Origin of the sequence: Occallatibacter sp. (assembly GCF_049510455.1) — a bacterium.
In the GTDB taxonomy this organism is placed as follows: Bacteria; Acidobacteriota; Terriglobia; order Terriglobales; family Acidobacteriaceae; genus Telmatobacter.
Window position 1 is genome coordinate 51,115 of record NZ_JBEKYX010000009.1, and the last position, 18,709, is coordinate 69,823.

Here is an 18,709-nt window from a genome sequence, read left to right on the forward strand (position 1 = left end):
TCATCGTATCCTTAGCGAAGGGAATAAGGAGAACAGTTTGGCAAACGAGCCGGCAACAATTGACGAGATGCTTCATGCAGCGCGCACCATTGCCGTGGTGGGCATGAGCGACAAGACTTATCGGGCAAGCTTCAACATTGGCAAGTATCTGCATGATCATGGGTATCGCGTGCTGCCGGTGAATCCGGCGCTTGAAAGCGTGATGGGATTGACGAGTTACCCGGACCTGGACACGGCGCAGGCGGCTGCGAAAACCGCAACCGGAAAGGGAATTGATCTGGTCAATGTCTTTCGAGCATCAGAAAATGTGCCGCCGATTGTGGACGATGTGATTCGGCTGGGAATTCCTTATTTGTGGCTGCAGGATGAGGTGATTCATCATGAGGCCGTGGCGCGGGCTGAGGCCGCAGGAGTGAAATGCGTGCAGAACGATTGCATTTTTCGCCAGCATGCGGCGAGGATTATTGACTAGCTGCGCAGTTTTGCGACAAACATGGACTAATCCGCGTCCAACGGGTACAGCAAGATGAAGACTTTTCGGTACATATTGGCACTTTTTGTTCTGCTTGCGGCGGGCGTAACCGCTTTTGCCGCGCCTAATGCAGCGCCCAGCTTCGCGGATGTAACGCATCTGCATGTGCAGCTTGTGGCGCCGGCATCCAATCTGAAGCCCGGTGAGACGGCCAGGGGCGGGCTTTACTTCAAGCTGGAGCCGGGCTGGCACGTCTACTGGAAGAACGCGGGCGATGCCGGCGAGCCGCCGCACATCAAGTGGACGCTGCCGGATGGGATTACGGCGGGGTCGCTGGAGTTTCCTGTGCCGCAGCGGCTGCCGGTTTCCACGCTGATGGATTACGGGTATGAGGGCGAGGTTCTGTATCCGTTTGAGATTAAGGCTTCGGCGGGCGCGAAGGCGGGAGACGCCGTTCTGCACGCAAAGGTGGACTGGCTGGTCTGCCGCGAGGAGTGCATTCCGGGCAAGGCGGAGCTGGAGATTGTGCGGACGGTGGGACCGGGCGGCAGCAACGTGGAGCCCGATGCGGGACTTTTTGCGCGGCTGGGAAACAAGCTGCCAAAGCCGCTGCCTGCGAGTGCCAAGGCGAGCTTTCAGCCAACTGCGACGGGCTTCCGGTTGACGCTTGAAACCGGCAGGCGAGAGAGCGACGCTGCATTCTTTCCGGCGGATCAGGATGTGATTGATAATCCTTCTCCGCAAAGGGTGACGCCGACAGCGAAAGGCCTGACGCTTGACCTGATTAAAGATGCGACTCTGACCGCAAATCCGGCGCAGATTCGAGGCGTGATTACGCTCGCGGGCGGCAGGTCGTATGAGGTTGCCGCGGCAGCCGGCGCAACTGCGAATGGCTCGGATAATTCGGCTTCGGCTCCTGTGGCGACACAGCCTGCTGCACAAGAGCCAGTAGCTACGGCAGCACCTGCTGCGCCGGCACAACAGAGTGCGCCTGGTGCTCCGGCTCCCGCTGCCCCGCAGAAGCAAATGGTTTTTCAGGCGTACCCGGGTCCTCCTCCGCCTCCGCCGCATCAGAAAGGCTTAGCAGAGACCATCGGTTTTGCATTCCTTGGCGGTCTCATTCTGAATCTCATGCCGTGCGTCTTTCCCGTCCTGTTTTTGAAGGGACTGGGACTGGTGCAGTCCAGTAGCGAGGAGCGCGGCAGGCTGCGGCTGCACGGGGCTGTGTACACGCTTGGCATTCTGGTTTCCTTCTGGGTGCTTGTGGCCGCTCTGCTAGCGCTGCGCGCTGCGGGTTCGCGCCTTGGATGGGGATTTCAGTTTCAGTCGCCGATCTTTCTGCTGCTGATGGCGAGTCTTTTGTTCTTTCTCGGGCTGTCTCTCGCGGGGCAGTTTGAGATCGGGCTCACGCTTACGAGCGCTGGTGGATCGCTGGCTGCGAAGCAGGGATATACGGGCAGTTTCTTTACTGGCGTATTGGCAGTGATTGTGGCCACGCCGTGCACTGCGCCGTTTATGGGCGCTGCGATTGGTTATGCGCTTTCCGCGCCGGCTTTGACGACATTTGCCATTTTTACTGCGATTGCGCTTGGTCTGGCTACGCCGTATGTTGCGCTGACGCTTCAGCCTGCGTGGACTCGTTTGTTGCCAAAGCCCGGCGTGTGGATGGAGTACCTGAAACAGGGCGTTTCTGTTCCCATCTTTGCCACGGTGATCTGGCTGGCCTGGGTGGTGGCGGGAAGTTATGGTGCAATGCTGCTGACTGCGCTGCTGGCTTGCTTCCTTCTTCTGGCAATTGCAGGATGGTTCCTCGGACGTTGGCCTGCTAAGGGGTGGGCTACCGGAGTTGCCGCGGTATTTTTGCTCGGAGTGATTGGACTTGGCGTTTATGCTTCGAACAATTTTGCGTCTGCCGCCACGCCGGGTGTGCAAAGCGCGCAGAAGACGGGCTGGCAGCCGTGGTCCGAAGATACTGTCCAAAAGAACTTATCCGCCGGCAGGCCTGTGTTTGTGGATTTCACGGCAAGCTGGTGCCTGAGTTGCCAGGTGAACGAACGAGTTGCGCTGAGCCGGCCTGAAGTGAAGAAGGCTTTCGCCGATTCCAACGTGGCTCTGCTGCGCGCCGACTGGACGCAGCACGATGAGGCGATTGCACAGGCTCTTGAAAAGCTGGGCCGCAGCGGCGTGCCCGCCTATGCGCTGTACATTCCAGGTCAAGACAGCCCAAAGCTGTTACCGGAGGCTTTGACGCCGGGAATTGTGCTTGATTTCCTCAGCGGATTACCAAAAACTTCCGCGTCGATGCGGAAATAGGTGTATAGCTAAGTGAACTGCAAGACCGCGACGCGTCCTTATGGCTGCTCAGTGAAATACGCGGACTGAAGAGCGATTCGCAGAAGATTCACATATACCGAGGTGCGGCTACTCCAACCCGTCGGCTGCACGCGGCATCCTACAACTCACACAGGAGGACGCTCATGAGGCTTGAGTACAAACCGCCGTACCGCCCGAACTGGCAGTTTGCAGATGCCCGGGAAACCAGCGAAGAAGTTCTCTTCAACGACTCGATGGGCTCCATCCATCTGGCCGATTCCACCGGTACGGATGAAGAAATGGAGACCGGCGACGCGAAGGTCTCTAATTTTCAAACATACGAAGATTGAGCGCCCGCCGGCAAAGCGCCCAGTTATTAACTCATTCGGACTTATCTTCCATATTCAGACAGCAGCATTTTCCAGCCGTTCCTGCGCGACTTTGAGAGCCGCTGCAACGGCCTGGTCCATGTTGTAGTAGCGGTATTGCGCCAGGCGGCCGACAAAGATCGTGTCGCGCTCTTCAGTTGCGGCAGCCTCATATTGCTTGTACAGGGCCTGATTTTCCGCACGCGGTACCGGGTAATATGGATCGCCCTCATTGGTGGGGTATTCGCGCACAACGGATGTGCCGGTGTGCTGCTGGCCTGTGCAGTGCTTGAACTCCGTGATGCGCGTGTAGTCGTGATCGTTGGGATAGTTCAGCGTGCATACCGGCTGCAAGCGCTCCACATTCGGAATGTGCTCATGCTCAAAACGCAGCGACCTGTATGGCAGCCTGCCGAAGCGGAAATCGAAATACTCGTCGATTTGTCCGGTGTACACGGTCAGTTTCGGCTGCACGCGCTTGCGCAGTTCCACATAGTCCGTGCCGAGCTCGACGCGAATGCGCGGATGATCGAGGATATTGCGGAACATGGCTGTGTAACCGGCGAGCGGCATGGCCTGATAGGTGTCGGAGAAATAGCGGTCATCGCGGTTGGTGCGCACCGGGATGCGTGCCGCTACGCCTGCGCTGAGTTCCGAGAGATCGAGCCCCCACTGCTTGCGGGTGTAATTGCGAAAGAACTTGTCGCACAGGTCGCGCCCGACGCTGTTGAGCACCACGTCTTCACTGGTGAGTATGGGCGAGCGCTCTTCACGCACGCGCTCCAGATACTCCGCCACACCGGCCTCATCCAGGTTGAGATTGTAGAGCCGGTTGATGGTGTCCTGATTGATGGGCATGGGGAGCCATTGCCCTTCTACCCATGTCCGCACGCGATGCTCGTATTGCCGCCATTCTGTAAAGCGCGAGAGGTAATCGAAGACCGTCTTCGCGTTTGTATGAAACAGATGTGGTCCATAGCGGTGAATCAGAACACCGTACGCGTCCTGTTCATCGTAGGCATTGCCGGCAATATGTTCCCGTTTATCGATTACCAGCACGTCACGGCCCGCTGAGGCGAATTGCTGCGCCACCACGCTGCCCGCGAACCCTGCGCCAACCACCAGCACGTCAAGTTGCAGAGGAGTCTCCTTGGTTTCTGCTACGGGTTGAATTACGCTTGCAGGGCTGCGGAGCTGAGCAACTGCTGTGAGGCCGGAGATGCCGCGATGAACTCAGCAACGCGGCGGCCGATGGCCTCTTCGCCGCATACGTTTTTCCAGAACTCCAGGCTGCGATTGCTCCATTGCTGAAGCGCCTGATCGTCGTCAAGCAGCGGCGCAACGGTTTTCTCCAGTTCATCCCAGGAGTCGATCTGGATCACGGGCGCTCCCTGGTAGAAATAGTCATCGGGAAGAGGCTCGCATATTACCAGGCATCCGCTCTTCAGGCCTTCAAAGAGGCGCCATGTATCGATCACTGTGCCGCGAGGCGTGAGGCAGATTTTCGAATCCATCATGCGCTCGGAGTAGGTGCGGTTATCGTTTGCGTCCGCGCCGCCAAAGGAACCTTTCTGCAGCACGCGATGATCGAGCCGGAAGCGCGGGTTGCTTTTCTTGAGCTCGAGCGTGTACTTGACCATGTCGCGGCGCGCAATCTGCTTCGGCGATTCACTCAGCGATGCCAGCCCGCGTGTGGGCTCCATATCGATCTGGCCGGCAAAAAAGCAGTGGTATGGCCGCTCGTGCATGGGCTTTACCGGCAGCTCATCCAGCATGCAGGTGCCGCAGGGCGTATGCAGGATGTGCGGCTCTTTCAGCACGGGCGCAACGGGATAGCTTGCGCGCGCCTCCCGCCAGAGCGCCTTCCAATACAGCACGACGTTGCGGAGATATTTCAGCGTCATGTTGCGCCGCAATCTGTCGAATGGGAACCAGCGGCGAATGCCCAGCAGAGGCTCGGTTCCGCGCGGCGTCTTCAAAATTGTATTCACGAAGCGCGCATAGCGCGGCATGCGGCCCAACTCATCGCCGAGGAGGATGACAACGATGTTGGGGCCATACTCAGGCACCGCATCCATATCCCATGTGAGATAGACGCGCAGATCGGGCACGGTGAGGAAGCGCTCCATGTGCTGAAAGACCTGTGCGTAATAGCGGCAATCCACGGGCCAGGTCTTATCCCAATAAGACAGATCCCACTCGCGGATCGAACCGTCGCCTCGGGAATTCACGACAAAATAGCGTGGCCGCCCAGACGCGGTTAAGGATGTAACCTCTGCTGGCATAATATGAGATTCCTTGTATATGGAACATTAAAAATAGGACGCAACACGAATTGCTAGTTCATCATACACTAAGCCAACTAAGCGAAATTCTCAGTATTCCGCTTGCCCGCTCGGATGCGCCGAATCTCATCGAGCCTCTGCGCCAGAAGCTTCTCGCGGCCTTCCTGCGTGGGGTGATAGTAGGTGCGCCCTTTGAGTGAATCGGGCAGGCAATCCATATCCGCTATCTTGTCCTCTTCATCATGCGCGTAGCGATAACCCTTTGCGTAGCCGAGCTCTTTCATCAGCCGCGTGGGCGCGTTGCGAATGTGCATCGGCACAGGCTCCTGGCGCGTGTGCTCGATCTCGGCCTGGACGGCGGCATACGCCGTGTAGACGGAGTTTGATTTCGGCGCGAGGCAAAGATAGACGACGGCTTCGGCGAGAGCAAGGTCGCCTTCGGGCGAGCCGAGAAAATCGATCGTCTCTTTTGCGGAGAGGCAAAGGTTGAGCGCTTCGGGAGCGGCGAGGCCGATATCTTCAACTGCCATACGTACAACGCGCCGCGCCAGATAGAGCGGGTCCTCGCCCGCGGCGAACATGCGCGCGAGCCAATAAAGCGCGGCATCGGGATCGGAGTTGCGCACGCTTTTATGCAATGCGGAGATCAAGTTGTAATGCTCCTCGCCGCTCTTGTCATAGATCAGCACACGCTGCTGCACAGCGTCTGTTGCGAGGGTCTTGTCGATATGTTGCGCACCAGCGGCAGCAAGTTGCGCGGCAACTTCGAGAGTGTTGTAGGCGGCGCGGCAGTCGCCGTTTGAATAGCTTGCAATCAGTTCCAGCGCATCATCGTCCGCGGTGAGATTCATCCCGCCCAAACCGCGATCTTTATCTTCCAGCGCTCTTCGCAGCAGTTGCGCGATGCGGTCTTCGCTGAGAGCCTGCAGTACGTAAACGCGGCAGCGCGAGAGCAGCGCCGAGACAATTTCGAATGAGGGGTTCTCGGTTGTTGCGCCAATCAGACGGATCGCGCCGCGCTCCACGTAAGGTAAGAAGGCATCCTGCTGGGCCTTGTTGAAGCGGTGAATCTCATCGACGAAGAGGATTGTGCGCGAGTGCATCTCCGCGGCCCGCGCAGCGTCTGCCATGACCTGCTTGATCTCTTTAATGCCGCTCATGACGGCGGAAAATTCCACGAAATTGGCGCGCGTGGTCTCGGCAATGATCTTCGCCAGCGTGGTCTTTCCCACGCCGGGCGGACCCCAGAAGATCATCGAGCCCAGTTCGCCCGCGCCCTGGCTGTCGCGCTCAATCTGGACGCGGAGAGGCTTGCCGGGGCCGAGCAGATGCTCCTGGCCGACGTAATCGTCCAGTGTGCGCGGGCGCATGCGTTCGGCAAGCGGCGCTGCCGCATAGAGCGGTCTTTTGGACGAGCGTTGCCGGCCCTCCGGCTCGCTATCGAAGAGGCTCATTGCGTACCGCCTTTCGCGGCGCGCTGCTGCGCGGCTTCATAGAGCAGCACGCTTGTGGCGACTGCCGCATTGAGGCTTTCGACAGGTCCGGGGCAGGGAATTGTGAGAGCGCCGTCGGCCTTGGCTGCCAGCTCCGGGGACACGCCGTTGCCTTCGTTGCCGATCAGGATGGCGATGGGCTTTGTGAGATTCACGCTCGGAGCTGGCTTGGCATCGCGCGCAGCCGTGGTCCACAGCTTCACGCCACTTTCATGTAGTTGCTGGATGCAGTCATCTGTACTGGCGCTGATCAGCGGTACGCGAAAGACGCTTCCTGCCGAAGCGCGCACGGCCTTCGGATTCCATGCGCTCACCGTGCCCGGCAGGCTCACAATGCCTGTCGCGCCAAAGGCCTCTGCTGAGCGGACAATCGTGCCGACATTGCCGGGATCCTGCAGACCGGCGAGGACGACAATCAGAGCGTCGGCATTTCCTTCAAATCCTTCCAGCAAATCTCTCCAGATCCAGTCTGGCTGCCGAACCAGTGCTGCAATCGGCTGCGGAGCTTCCGTTGTCAGAGCAGAAGTGAGAAGCTCGCGAGGCACAAGCAGCACTTCAGTTTCTTGCGGCAATGCCAGGCCGTCCAGCAGCCGTTCCGCATCCTGCGACACAAAGACAGTTTCAATCCCAAGCCGCGCTCGCAAAGCTTCTTCAATGAGATTCGGTCCCTCAATGCCAGCCAGCGCTTCGCCGGGACGCGGCGGCTGGCTCAGCGCGCGGCGCAATTCCTTCAAACGGGCATTTTGTTTACTCTGAACAAGGCGGACATGCATCGGAAATCGCTTTCTGCTTCGTTCGATTGTATTCGCAACGGTCTCTCGTCTGCCTTTTGGGACGGCTTCACTTGCACCGCGGTTGGTGCTGTGTTAGTTTCCGAATTTGTAGCCTCTCGATAAGCACGAACCGAGGTAGAGCTTCTTGTCCGCCGAAATTTTGCGCGTCCATCCCGACGAGCCCCAGCCAGACCGGATCGATTACATCGTCTCCTGCCTGCGTAAGGGCAGTGTCGTCGCACTTCCTACCGATACTTTTTACGGCCTGGCCGTGGACCCGGTGAATCTGCATGCCGTGGAGCAGATTTATCAGCTCAAAACGCGGCAGCAGCATAAGCCGCTTTCGCTGCTGATTGCGAGCCTTGCGCAGGCCTATGAGCTGGCGCGCGAGAGCGATCCGATGCTGGACCGGCTGGCGGATAAATTCTGGCCGGGCCCGCTGACGATCATTGTGCGAGCTGGAACAAAGCTGCCGCTGCGCTCCACGGCTTATACGGGCAACGTGGCTCTGCGCGTGCCGGATGCGGCGATTCCGCGCGCGGTGGTGGAGAAGTTCGGCCTGCCGATCACAGCCACGTCCGCCAATCTGCAGGGCTCAAGCGAGTGTACGCATGCGGCCTGCGTGCGGGACCAGATCGGCGACCGCATTCCGCTGATTATTGATGGCGGGCCGACGGGGCGCACGCTGCCGACCACGATTGTGGACCTGAGCCTGGGGCCGGGGCGGTGGATGATTCTGCGCGAGGGCGCGATTTCAACACACGAGATTGCGATGGTTCTTCAGCGATAATGGGACTTTCCTGATGGGCACGCCTCAGATCAAGTCCGGCCGTAAAAAGCGCCATGGGGCGTTGCGTCTCTGTTTTTCCTTGCTGCTGATTCTCGTGGCTGCCGCCGCCGTGTGGACCTGGTGGGTTTATTCGCAGATCGTCTACTTTGCCCACATGGATCAGGCGGCGCCATCGGATGCGATTGTCGTCTTTGGCGCGGCGGAGTGGGATGGCAAGCCCTCACCGGTCCTTCGCGCGCGGCTGGACCACGCGCTGACGCTCTACCGGCATGGCATTGCTCCGCTCATCATTACGCTGGGCGGCGACGGCGGCGACCAGTACAGCGAAGGCGGCGTTGGACGCAATTACCTGATGAGCCAGGGTGTGCCGGAAGCGGCAATCATTGCGGAAACGCAGAGCCGCAACACATCGGAGTCGTCGCGCCGCGTGGCTGTGATTGCCCGCACGAACAACCTGCGAAGGCTGCTGATTGTGAGCGACAGCACGCATCTGTTTCGTATCCATGCAATATGCGCGGCAGATGGGTTGAATGTGTTTACTTCACCGCGTCCGCAGGCTGTCATTGCGGGCAGGCCGCGCGACTTCTACCGCTACGCGCACGAAATTATCGCTTATACGCTATGGCGGCTGCGGCTGGAATGAGTTTGTGGATTGATTTGATTTGGTTCACGAGAGCAATTTGGTCTTGTAGCCCTGTTTTGCCAGTAGCTTCACAGCTTCTTTATCGAAAGAAGCGAACGTATCCGCGCCGGCTTGCCGTCCCTCGAAAGCCAGGATGCCGTCGGAGAAATCCCCACCCGCGTAAAGCATGGCTAGACCTGCTTCTACCGCAGAACGGTGGATGATCACATTGTCAGCTTCGATCAACTCTTCAATTGCAGCGGCAATTTCAGCTCTGTTGAATTTGTATGCTTTCCGGAGAGCCCATGCAAACTCGCAGATGCACGGAAGGGAAATAAAAAGAAATTTCTCTTGCAAGAGAAGTTGCGTGGCAAGTTGGAATTGCTCCAAGTCATCCCGAACCGCAGCACGCACCAGCACATTCGTGTCAACGGTGACCTTCAATCGAATTTCACCAGACCGGCCCAGCCATCCTCCGTAGCCCGTTTGATTTCTTCAAGGGTGGCTACTTTTTTTGTTTTGCCAGCCAATATGCCAAAGAAATTTTCAATGGAGCCCTTGGGCTTGGCCCGAGTCACTTTTAGGCTGCCGTCCTTCGCTTTCATCACTTCGATCTTTTCGCCAGGCGCAATTCCAAGGTGCTGCCGCAAATCCTTGCTGATGGTCACCTGGCTCTTGGCGGTGAGTTTGAGAGTTGGCATGGCGGTCTCCTGGCGTGCTTATTTTATTGTAATGCAATTTTGCATTACTTTGTGGTGGTTCATTTTGCTTAGATTGCCGCATTTCGCAGCGTCCATAGAACGAAGACCAGAGTCGAGATTGCCGCGCTTGCTGTCGAGAGAAAATTGACGGCGTCGTTATTCAGCCAGCCTTTGCGTTCCAGAGTTGCGCCTAGCAGGCTGTCGAAGAGCAGCCCGAAGATGCCGCCTGCGGAAATGACGCAGCCAGTAACCAGGCTGCCCCGCAGCATCCACGCTCCAATCGTTCCTATGGCGCAGGCGGCGAGCACGCCTGCGAGCGTTCCAGAGGCGCTAACGGCGCCGTCTGTACCCGGCTCAACGCGGCGAAATGTTGTAAGCAGGAACGGCTGGCCGCCGAGCACCTGGCCAATCTCCGAGGAGACAGTGTCGGCGGCTGCTTCGGCAAGGGCGGCGTAGGCGGCATAGCTGAGCAGAGCTCCAAAGAGGCTGTTGTCGGCGCTAACCAGCCTGCCGCCCGCCAGCATCGATTGCGCGCCGGGGCTGCACACTAGCGCCGCAAAACCGAGATTCGCGCAGACCTGGGCCGAGACGCGGCCGCGTTTTTCTTCCGCTGTTCCCAACTGCTCCTTGCGCCTGCGTCCAAATCGTGTGGTCAAAGAGGTCAGCACCAGCACCGCAAGCACCGGCACAATCGCTGTTCTCCAGGGCTCGTAGGGATACACAAAGGTTGAGAACATCATGCTTGCGCACAGCAACGCGCCGGTTGCTGCCGCCGCTGGGGTGCCTGACCGCGACTTCCAGGCAATAAGCCCGAGAAGCGCGCTCAATCCGAGCCCCCACATTGCCACGCTGGGCTCATGCAGGGTCCAGAAACGCGCCTCCCATACCACGCTTACCGCGATCGGCGCGATGACAATCGCGAGAATCAGCCTGGATTGCCAGGCGAGCTTCTGTGTATCTGTTTTCGATGTCACGCCTGTATGGTAGCTGACGGGTGAAACGGTTTACACTCGGTTGACCGGCAATTTCCATCCTGTTGCACCACTGTGCGGAGTTCAAAATGAAAAGGTTTGCAAGCGCAGTCTGTCTGCCTGCTGTTCTGGTTTCTCTCACCGCTGTCTCTGCAGCGCAAACCGCCGAGACGCGCGCGGTCTTCAATAGTCCCCGCGAAACGATTGTTCTTGAGCCGTACGCGCCGAACATTTTGCGCGTGACGATCAGCAAGGATGATGCAGCCGCCAAGGGCGCGCCCGGCTATGGCATTGTGGGCAAGCCTGACGCTACCGGGTGGACGCTGAAGCAGACAGACGCCGAGGACGAGTACCGCTCCGCGCGGATGGTGGTGACCGTGCATCGCCCGCATCCCAATCCGAATGCCAAACCGGGACGCTTGCCGGACACGGCGAACTACTTTTCCGGGTCCGCGCCGTGGGCCAGTGTGACGGTGAAATCGCCGGACGGAAAGACGATTCTCGATATGGCGGGATGGGAGCAGGCTGACTATAACCACAAGGACGGCACGGCGCAGCTTGCCAACGACCGCAGGCCGAGCGATGGGCCGAGCTACGTGGTGGGCGCGACATTTCGCTCACCCAGCGACGAGCACTACTACGGCCTGGGCCAGAATCAGGAGGGTTTTCTCGACCATCGAGGCCATCCGGTGCGCTGCTGGCACGACTACAACTCTCCAGCCGGCCCAAGTTCCTGCGTGCCCTTTGCGATCACGAACAAAGGCTACGGCCTGCTGTGGGATAACGCTTCTAAGACGACGATTATTCCCGGCTTCAACGAGGTCACCCGCTGGCAATCCGAGTCCGGCAGCCGCGTTTCGTACTTCGTCATCGCCGGTGACACCGCGGATGAGATTTACGCAGGCTACAAGCTGTTGACCGGTCCTACGCCGATGTTGCCCAAGGCTGCCTACGGCTACATCCAGTGCAAACAGCGCTACTCAACCCAGGAAGAACTGCTCTCTGTTGCCAAGGGCTACCGCGATCGCCATTTGCCCGCGGATGTGCTTGTCGTGGACTGGTTTTACTACACCAAGATGGGCCAGTTCGACATGGACCCCAAGGCTTGGCCCGATCCCAAGGCGATGAACGATCAACTGCACAAGATGGGCTTTGAGACGATGATCTCCGTCTGGCCGCGCTTTGTGAAGGAAGACCGATACTACGACCAGGTGCTGAAGAATGGCTGGTTTGAGTCGCTGGCCGATGGGACGCCGGAGAACGGTCTGCCTTACGACAAAGCCGGTTCGGACATCGACACGACCAACCCCGATGCGGCGAAGTTCTTCTGGCAGATCTCACGCGACAACATCCTATCGCTCGGCTTTGACTCGCTGTGGGCCGACGAGACGGAGCCCGATCTGCCTCCGAATGGCGCTTTTTATCACATCGGTCCCGGCACGGAGTTCTTCAACGTCTATCCGTACTTTCACACCAAGGCGCTCTATGACGGATTCCGCGCCGACCTGCCGCAGAAGCGGGCGCTGGTGCTTTCCCGCGACGCCTATCTTGGCGCGCAGTCGAACGGCACCATCTTCTGGTCGAGCGATATTCACGGCACGTGGGACACGCTGAAGCGCCAGGTGCCAACCGGCCTCGACTTTACGGCGTCCGGCTTTGCTTACTGGTCGAATGACACCGGCGGCTGGCAGTATCTGCCGCAGGTTCACAAGCCGGAGCACCCGCCGCTGCTAGACCCTTCGGACGCGCGCGCTGTAGTCGGTCACTATGACGATTACCCGGAGCTCTATACGCGCTGGTTTCAGTACGCTACTTTTCTGCCCATCATGCGCACGCACGGCAGCCGGACAGCCAATGAGGTCTGGAGCTACGGCAAACAGGCTGAGCCGATCCTGATCAAGTACCTCAAGCTCCGCTATGAGCTGCTGCCGTACATCTATTCGCTCGGCTACAAAACATGGAACACCGGCGCTCCCTTCATGCGCGCGCTTCCGCTCGATTTCCCCAACGACCCGAAAGTGGCCGACCTCCGCGACGAATATATGTTCGGGCCGGCGTTTCTGGTGGCTCCGGTCACAGACCAGGGCGCAACGAGCCGTGAAGTCTACCTGCCCGCCGGCGCGGACTGGTACAACTACTGGACCAACGAGCGTGTCCACGGCGGACAGACGATCACAGTCAACGCTCCGATTGACACCATTCCACTCTTCGTCCGCGCCGGATCGATTCTGCCTCTCGGCTCGCCTGTTGAAAACACCAAAGAGCAGCAGACGATTGCGAAGATCAAGGTTTATCCCGGCGCCAACGCGGAGTTCACGCTGTTTAATGACGACGGAACCACCTACGGCTACGAGCAGGGCAAGGGAACCATCACGCACCTGCGCTGGGATGACTCGACCCGTAAGCTGTCTGAAGCCCCCGGCGCAGCCGCCGTGGAAATCGTTGGCCGATAAGCGCCCGCAAAGCGCCGCTCGTCACACGGACGGCGCTTCGGTGCGTCTAAACATTGGCTGATAGACCCATGCATCGCTGTTGCCGGGCACGATTCCGGATACATTCCGGCCGTCCCGCACCCCCATTTGCCTCATTTACAATGACAAAGTAAGCAGGAACGAAAATACGAATGAGTCTTTTTTGTATGTCCCCTGAGCGGAAACTCGCCCGGAGTGTTGCCCGGAAAATTGCCTTCGCAGGCGCGGCTTTTGTGGCGGCGTTTCTGGCCGGATGCGGCGCCGGGTATCGCCCCGTAGTCACTCCTACCAATCCAGCCGGTCCACAAGCGCAGCCCGCTGCATTAGTCACGGTTGTTTCTTCGCCTTCCCCCACCTCCGCGGGAGTGGTCAACGTGGTGGATTACGCGGGTGACACAGTGCTGGCGCAGGCTACGGTAGGGCCCGGTCCGATCGCATTCACTCTGGACCAGACCGGCTTGAACGGGTTTACGTTTAACAGCGACGGCACCATTAGCGACTTTCCCGCCAACTCGTCTCTCCAGGAGAAACAGGTGGTTGTTACCACGCTTCCGGCCGGCGCAGAGCCGTTTGGATTCATGGCGCCAGCCGCCCAACTCTGGGCCACAGACCTGGCCTCGAACGACGTGGATGTCTTCACTGGAACACAGCCGGCAATTTTTAAAATCGCCATTCCGGTCGATCCCACGCCGATCATGGTGATCGGGCCTACGTCCGCGGCGCAGTACAACTACGCCATCACCCAGGGGGCGGTCGGTCCCACCACCTGCAACACGGCTCCATCCTCCGGGCCGGCGGGCTTTGCCGATTCCATACTGGCAGCCAGCGATAGTGTCTCCAACAAGCTGCAAGTTGGCAGGTGCCCGGTCTATGCTGTGCAAACACCGGATTCGCAGCGCATTTATGTGTTGAACCGCGGCGACGACACCATTAGCGTCATTAACACCCAGACCAACACCCTCGATAACCAGTGCCCGACAGGCTGCTTCAACAAGGCCGGGCAGAAATACTACTCGCATCCCTTGTTGCCGCTTTCCACGGCTGGCCTTGCAGTGAGTTGCCCTACCGTCCCCCCCACTCCCAACACGAATATATGTTCGGAGCCGATTAACCTTTCCACGGCGAATCTTCCCGCCACCGCCGGTCCGGTTTACGCCGAATATAACCTTGCCACGCAGCAGCTTGTGGTGGCGGATTTTGCCGGCGGCACTATCAGCATCATTGACGTGAGCCTGGATACCTACGGCAACGACAGCCCGACCTTCGGAACCACCTATACCGTGGCGGTGGGCACCGGTACAACGCCCAATCCAGCCAGCGTCACAGTTCTCTATGACGGCAGCCGCGCCTACACGGCCAACCAGAACGATGACAGTACCGGCAATGGCTCGGGCAACGGAACGGTGACGATCGTCAACCTTTCCAGCCATACGGTAGAGAAAACCCTGCAGGTCAACGGTCACCCGCGTACGGTGGCTTCCACGCAGAATTCATTGGAAGGCAAGGTGTATGTGGCCTCGCCGGACAGCACCTATCTCACGATCATCCGTACGGATGAGGACATCGTCGACACTACGGTTCTGGTGCAGGGAAATGTCGTGGATTTACGCGTCTCCTCCCAGAACGGCAGCGCCGGCAATGCCAACGTCACAAGCCGTCAGCCCGGCTATGGAGCGCCCTGCAATCTCTCCGCGCAGCAATATGCGACGGCGGGAGTTCCGCCAAGCACGCTATTGCTGTGCCAGGCGCAGTCGGCGGCTGCTCTGTCCGCTCCGCAGCAGTAACCGGATCGGATTTAATTCCGAAGGCCATTTCCACTGCGGAAATGGCCTTCTTCTTTTGCGCGATACAGTAAAGAAATGGCAGCAGGAACAAAAGCGCGCATCGACACGCTGCTCGTAGAGCGTGGACTCGCGCAGAGCCGCGAGCGTGCGCGTGCCCTGATTCTCGCCGGTCGTGTGCTGGTCAATGAACAGAAGATCGATAAGCCCGGCGCATCGGTTTCCGCCGATGCGGCATTGCGTCTTCTCGGCAACGATCAGCCCTACGTCAGCCGCGGAGGACTCAAGCTGGCCGGCGCGCTGGATGCGTGGAAGATCGATGTGGCGGACCGTACCTGTCTCGATGTAGGAGCTTCCACCGGCGGCTTTACGGATTGTCTCTTGCAGCACGGCGCGGTGCGCGTAACAGCCGTTGACACAGGCTTCGGCCAGATCGCCATGCAGCTCCGCAATGACCCACGCGTTCGGCTCATGGAGCGAACCAATGCGCGTTTGCTCGAACCACGCTCGCTTATGATCGAGCCTTTTCCGACGCTGCTCGTCATGGATGTTTCCTTTATCTCGGCCACTCTGGTTCTTCCTGCCGTGCTTGCAGCCGCGCCATCCCTTATCGAGGCCGTCATCCTCGTTAAACCGCAGTTTGAGGCTGGCCGTGAGCATGTAGGCAAGGGCGGCATCGTTCGCGATCCCGCTGCCCATCAGCTTGCCGTCAACCGTGTGGCCCAATGCGTTCGCGAGCAGGGGGGTGAAGTTGCCGCAGTGATCGATTCGCCTATCACCGGCGCAGAGGGCAACGTGGAGTTTTTGCTGCATGCGCGATTCAGCGCTTGATTCCGCAGCCATTTATACTGACACTCTATGTCCTATCTTGTAACCGGAGCGGCTGGCTTTATTGGCTTTCATGTCTGCCAGCGCCTGCTCCAGCGCGGTGAAGCGGTTATCGGGGTCGATAACGTCAACGACTACTACGACCCATCCCTGAAGGAAGCGCGCCTGGCGCAGTTATCCGGCAAGCCGGGCTTTCAGTTCTACCGCACGGATATTGCCGATCATCATGCGGTGGAGGATCTGGCTGCGCGTCATCCGGAGATTACGCATATCATTCATCTGGCCGCGCAGGCCGGCGTGCGCTACTCGCTGGTCAATCCCTATGCCTACACGCATTCGAACATCGAAGGCCAGATTGCGATGCTGGAGATGGCGCGGCGCCTCAAGAACTGCCAGCACTTCGTCTACGCCAGCTCATCGTCGGTTTACGGAGCGAACAAGAAGCTGCCTTTCGCGGTGGAAGATCGAGTCGATAATCCGGTCTCACTTTACGCCGCTACTAAAAAAGCGTGCGAGCTGATGGCGCACTCCTATAGCCATCTCTACTCGATTCCGACGACTGGCTTGCGCTTCTTCACCGTCTACGGTCCCTGGGGAAGGCCGGATATGTCCGCCTTCCTGTTTGTGAAAGCCATTCTGGCGGGCAAGCCGATCAGCGTATTCAACAACGGCGATATGCGCCGCGATTTCACCTACATCGACGACATTGTCAGCGGCGTTGTAGCCGTATCCGATCGCACTCCCGGCGGAGATGGTCCGCCGTATCGGGTGTACAACATCGGCAATCATCGCTCTGAGCCGTTGATGCGGATGATCGGCCTGATCGAGGAGTCGCTCGGCAAAAAGGCCGAGATCGTCTTTGAGCCAATGCAGCCCGGCGACGTGAAGGAAACATTTGCAGACATTGAAGCGCTGCGCCGTGACGTGGGTTTTGAGCCGTCCACGGCCATCGATGAGGGGATTCCGAGGTTTGTACGCTGGTATCGTGAGTTTTATGGCGTATAAGCGGATTTAGATATGAGCATGCTCCAGGCAACGGGTATTGAGCAAGCAACAGCAATCGCTGAACGACCGCTGTGCGTGGACCTGGACGGCACGCTCGTCAAGAGCGATACGCTGCTTGACTCGCTGCTGCTGCTGGTGCGTCTGCGGCCTCTGCAGGCGCTTCAAAGCCCTGCGTGGGCCCTGCGCGGCAAAGCAGCTCTCAAGAGAGAAGTCGCTTCCCGTGTCACTCTCGATGTAACGCACCTGCCGTATAACCGCCCTCTCATCGCGTACCTCAAGGAGCAGAAGGCCGCGGGCCGCAGGATCTATCTGGCCACGGGCGCGGACAGCGAGACCGCGGAGCGCGTTGCGGCTCATTTCGATTTCTTCGATGGCGTGCTGGCCAGCGACGGCAAGACCAATCTCACCGGCGGCAACAAACTGGAAGGCATGCGGAACCGCTTTGGTGAAGAAGGCTATGACTACATCGGCAACTCTTTCGTGGATATTCCGCTGCTGCGTCATGCCGGCTCGGCCATGATTGCCAATCCCGAACGCGGACTCGCTTCGCGGCTTCAGCGCAGTGGCATTGCGATTGAGAGAGAGTTTAGTGACAGGGTGGGCGCTCTTAAAACATTTCTCAGCGCCATCCGTATCCATCAATGGGCAAAGAACGTGCTTGTGCTCGTGCCGTTTCTGCTCTCCCACTCGCTGACCGGCCCGCATATTGCCGCCGCTGTGATTGCCTTTTTCTGCTTCAGTCTGTGCGCCTCGGCCACTTACATCGTCAATGACATGCTGGATATCGATGCCGACCGAAGGCATCCACGCAAGCGCGCCAGGCCTTTTGCTTCTGGAGATATGTCCGCATTCACAGGGGCAGTCATCGCGGTTGTGTTTGTGGCCGGCGCGCTTGTTGCCGCTGAGTTCCTGCTTCCCTCGGCATTTCTGCTCTGGCTTCTTCTCTATATTGTTTCCACGCTCGCCTATTCGCTTTATCTCAAGCGCATCGTGCTGGTGGATGTGATTTTGCTCTCCTGCCTGTACACGGTTCGTGTGCTGGCCGGCGGCGCTGCCACGGATGTAGCCATCTCGCCGTGGCTCTCGGCCTTCTCCGTCTTTCTTTTCCTGAGCCTGGCCATGGTCAAGCGCTTCAGCGAACTGCGGAATGCTCTGGAGCGGGGAACGACATTCGCACATGGCCGCGGTTATCTCTCCGTGGATATTGAGCAGTTGCGCAGCTTCGGCACGGCCAGCGCCTACGCCGCCGTGGTGGTCTTTTCCATGTACATCAGCGGGCATGATGTTACGGTCTTGTACCATCATCCGGGCCGTCTCTGGCTGGCAGCGCCTCTCATGCTGTTGTGGCTTAGTCGCGTCTGGCTGCTCGCCTCCCGCGGCGAGCTGAATGAGGATCCCATCATTTTTGCCGTAACTGACCGCATGAGCCTGTTGATAGGCGCCGCGGTGGTTCTCATTGCCGTGGTTGCGGCGCTCTGATGCCTGTCAGATGGACCAGGCGGATATTGACAGTAAACGTAAAAAAATGCTCAAGTTTTATCGCCGTATGGTAGGGTGGTATTGCCATGACGGGGCCCGCTGAAGGGTGTGGCATTTCGATCTCGCCGCAAGGGCGTTCTTAGGCGGTTTCGCGCGCCGGGTCACCAAATTCAATTGCCGGAGGATCAAGAGCATGCGCTCATATCTCATCAAAGCAGTAAGCGTGGCGCTATTTTCTCTAGCGCCGTATGCGTTGCTAGGTCAAGGAGCGGCGAAGGGGCCGTCTTATGGGGATTCGCCATCGCGGTGGGATATATTTGCGGGCTACAGTTACCTGGGGCCGCACGATACGGTGAC

Annotated in this window: 17 protein-coding genes; 10 read left to right on the top strand and 7 right to left on the bottom strand. The window is 58.8% G+C overall.

Features of this window, described 5'->3' with window-relative positions; all coding sequences use genetic code 11:
• The first annotated feature begins 37 nt into the window (after positions 1 to 37).
• From ABSG47_RS03120 to ABSG47_RS03130, 3 genes are all read left to right on the top strand, one after another.
• Positions 38 to 472: a CoA-binding protein gene (locus ABSG47_RS03120; protein ID WP_424166251.1), complete on the top strand. Its 435-nt coding sequence runs from the start codon at positions 38 to 40 to the stop codon at positions 470 to 472.
• Positions 473 to 526: 54 nt separating this feature from the next.
• Positions 527 to 2,785, top strand: coding sequence for a protein-disulfide reductase DsbD family protein (locus ABSG47_RS03125; RefSeq protein WP_424166253.1), 2,259 nt, complete (start codon positions 527 to 529; stop codon positions 2,783 to 2,785).
• Positions 2,786 to 2,949: 164 nt separating this feature from the next.
• Positions 2,950 to 3,135, top strand: a complete 186-nt coding sequence (locus ABSG47_RS03130) for a hypothetical protein (RefSeq protein ID WP_424166255.1) — start codon at positions 2,950 to 2,952, stop codon at positions 3,133 to 3,135.
• Positions 3,136 to 3,189: 54 nt separating this feature from the next.
• Here ABSG47_RS03130 and glf read toward each other — a convergent pair whose 3' ends face one another.
• From glf to ABSG47_RS03150, 4 genes are all read right to left on the bottom strand, one after another.
• Positions 3,190 to 4,281 carry a UDP-galactopyranose mutase gene (gene glf / locus ABSG47_RS03135; protein WP_424166257.1) on the bottom strand — a complete coding sequence of 364 codons (1,092 nt, stop codon included), beginning with the start codon at positions 4,279 to 4,281 and terminating at the stop codon, positions 3,190 to 3,192.
• A gap of 44 nt (positions 4,282 to 4,325) precedes the next feature.
• A complete protein-coding gene (locus ABSG47_RS03140) occupies positions 4,326 to 5,438 on the bottom strand; it encodes a hypothetical protein (RefSeq protein ID WP_424166259.1) in 1,113 nt (370 codons plus the stop codon).
• A gap of 77 nt (positions 5,439 to 5,515) precedes the next feature.
• Positions 5,516 to 6,892 (bottom strand): replication-associated recombination protein A, encoded by a 1,377-nt coding sequence (locus ABSG47_RS03145; RefSeq protein ID WP_424166262.1) that lies wholly within the window; start codon positions 6,890 to 6,892, stop codon positions 5,516 to 5,518.
• The gene (locus tag ABSG47_RS03150) at positions 6,889 to 7,665 is read right to left on the bottom strand and encodes a TrmH family RNA methyltransferase (RefSeq protein WP_424166264.1); all 777 of its coding nucleotides are present in this window, start codon (positions 7,663 to 7,665) and stop codon (positions 6,889 to 6,891) included. Before ABSG47_RS03150 ends, ABSG47_RS03145 begins: the two co-directional genes overlap by 4 nt.
• A gap of 184 nt (positions 7,666 to 7,849) precedes the next feature.
• On the opposite strand from ABSG47_RS03150, the gene ABSG47_RS03155 reads away from it, so the two are divergent.
• Entirely contained in the window at positions 7,850 to 8,494 is a 645-nt protein-coding gene (locus ABSG47_RS03155; protein WP_424166267.1) for an L-threonylcarbamoyladenylate synthase, read from the top strand.
• Positions 8,495 to 8,507: 13 nt separating this feature from the next.
• Positions 8,508 to 9,137 carry a YdcF family protein gene (locus tag ABSG47_RS03160; RefSeq protein ID WP_424166270.1) on the top strand — a complete coding sequence of 210 codons (630 nt, stop codon included), beginning with the start codon at positions 8,508 to 8,510 and terminating at the stop codon, positions 9,135 to 9,137.
• A 24-nt stretch (positions 9,138 to 9,161) separates the two neighbouring features.
• On the opposite strand, the gene ABSG47_RS03165 is transcribed toward ABSG47_RS03160, so the two are convergent.
• The 3 genes from ABSG47_RS03165 to ABSG47_RS03175 all read right to left on the bottom strand — a co-directional run bounded on the left by ABSG47_RS03165 (position 9,162) and on the right by ABSG47_RS03175 (position 10,791).
• Positions 9,162 to 9,560, bottom strand: a complete 399-nt coding sequence (locus ABSG47_RS03165) for a type II toxin-antitoxin system VapC family toxin (RefSeq protein ID WP_424166272.1) — start codon at positions 9,558 to 9,560, stop codon at positions 9,162 to 9,164.
• Positions 9,557 to 9,817 (bottom strand): AbrB/MazE/SpoVT family DNA-binding domain-containing protein, encoded by a 261-nt coding sequence (locus ABSG47_RS03170; RefSeq protein WP_424166274.1) that lies wholly within the window; start codon positions 9,815 to 9,817, stop codon positions 9,557 to 9,559. The genes ABSG47_RS03165 and ABSG47_RS03170 overlap by 4 nt, the downstream gene beginning before the upstream one ends.
• A 68-nt stretch (positions 9,818 to 9,885) precedes the next feature.
• Positions 9,886 to 10,791, bottom strand: a complete 906-nt coding sequence (locus tag ABSG47_RS03175) for a DUF92 domain-containing protein (RefSeq protein ID WP_424166277.1) — start codon at positions 10,789 to 10,791, stop codon at positions 9,886 to 9,888.
• 86 nt (positions 10,792 to 10,877) lie between these two features.
• On the opposite strand from ABSG47_RS03175, the gene ABSG47_RS03180 reads away from it, so the two are divergent.
• The 5 genes from ABSG47_RS03180 to ABSG47_RS03200 all read left to right on the top strand — a co-directional run bounded on the left by ABSG47_RS03180 (position 10,878) and on the right by ABSG47_RS03200 (position 18,352).
• Positions 10,878 to 13,241, top strand: a complete 2,364-nt coding sequence (locus tag ABSG47_RS03180; RefSeq protein ID WP_424166280.1) for a glycoside hydrolase family 31 protein — start codon at positions 10,878 to 10,880, stop codon at positions 13,239 to 13,241.
• Positions 13,242 to 13,426: 185 nt separating this feature from the next.
• Complete coding sequence (locus ABSG47_RS03185; RefSeq protein ID WP_424166283.1) at positions 13,427 to 15,043, top strand: YncE family protein; 1,617 nt, start codon at positions 13,427 to 13,429, stop codon at positions 15,041 to 15,043.
• A gap of 75 nt (positions 15,044 to 15,118) precedes the next feature.
• Positions 15,119 to 15,871 carry a TlyA family RNA methyltransferase gene (locus ABSG47_RS03190; RefSeq protein WP_424166285.1) on the top strand — a complete coding sequence of 251 codons (753 nt, stop codon included), beginning with the start codon at positions 15,119 to 15,121 and terminating at the stop codon, positions 15,869 to 15,871.
• Between the two features lie 27 nt (positions 15,872 to 15,898).
• Positions 15,899 to 16,873 (top strand): NAD-dependent epimerase/dehydratase family protein, encoded by a 975-nt coding sequence (locus ABSG47_RS03195; protein WP_424166287.1) that lies wholly within the window; start codon positions 15,899 to 15,901, stop codon positions 16,871 to 16,873.
• 12 nt (positions 16,874 to 16,885) lie between these two features.
• The gene (locus ABSG47_RS03200; protein ID WP_424166290.1) at positions 16,886 to 18,352 is read left to right on the top strand and encodes a UbiA family prenyltransferase; all 1,467 of its coding nucleotides are present in this window, start codon (positions 16,886 to 16,888) and stop codon (positions 18,350 to 18,352) included.
• Positions 18,353 to 18,709 lie beyond the last annotated feature (357 nt).

Bases quoted from the DNA above. Each gene is read 5' to 3' on its own strand.
- ABSG47_RS03125 (WP_424166253.1), top strand. From the start codon at position 527: ATGAAGACTTTTCGGTACATATTGGCACTTTTTGTTCTGCTTGCGGCG.
- ABSG47_RS03130 (WP_424166255.1), top strand. From the start codon at position 2,950: ATGAGGCTTGAGTACAAACCGCCGTACCGCCCGAACTGGCAGTTTGCA.
- ABSG47_RS03140 (WP_424166259.1), bottom strand. From the start codon at position 5,438: ATGCCAGCAGAGGTTACATCCTTAACCGCGTCTGGGCGGCCACGCTAT.
- ABSG47_RS03145 (WP_424166262.1), bottom strand. From the start codon at position 6,892: ATGAGCCTCTTCGATAGCGAGCCGGAGGGCCGGCAACGCTCGTCCAAA.
- ABSG47_RS03160 (WP_424166270.1), top strand. From the start codon at position 8,508: ATGGGCACGCCTCAGATCAAGTCCGGCCGTAAAAAGCGCCATGGGGCG.
- ABSG47_RS03170 (WP_424166274.1), bottom strand. From the start codon at position 9,817: ATGCCAACTCTCAAACTCACCGCCAAGAGCCAGGTGACCATCAGCAAG.
- ABSG47_RS03180 (WP_424166280.1), top strand. From the start codon at position 10,878: ATGAAAAGGTTTGCAAGCGCAGTCTGTCTGCCTGCTGTTCTGGTTTCT.
- ABSG47_RS03185 (WP_424166283.1), top strand. From the start codon at position 13,427: ATGTCCCCTGAGCGGAAACTCGCCCGGAGTGTTGCCCGGAAAATTGCC.
- ABSG47_RS03190 (WP_424166285.1), top strand. From the start codon at position 15,119: ATGGCAGCAGGAACAAAAGCGCGCATCGACACGCTGCTCGTAGAGCGT.
- ABSG47_RS03195 (WP_424166287.1), top strand. From the start codon at position 15,899: ATGTCCTATCTTGTAACCGGAGCGGCTGGCTTTATTGGCTTTCATGTC.
- ABSG47_RS03200 (WP_424166290.1), top strand. From the start codon at position 16,886: ATGAGCATGCTCCAGGCAACGGGTATTGAGCAAGCAACAGCAATCGCT.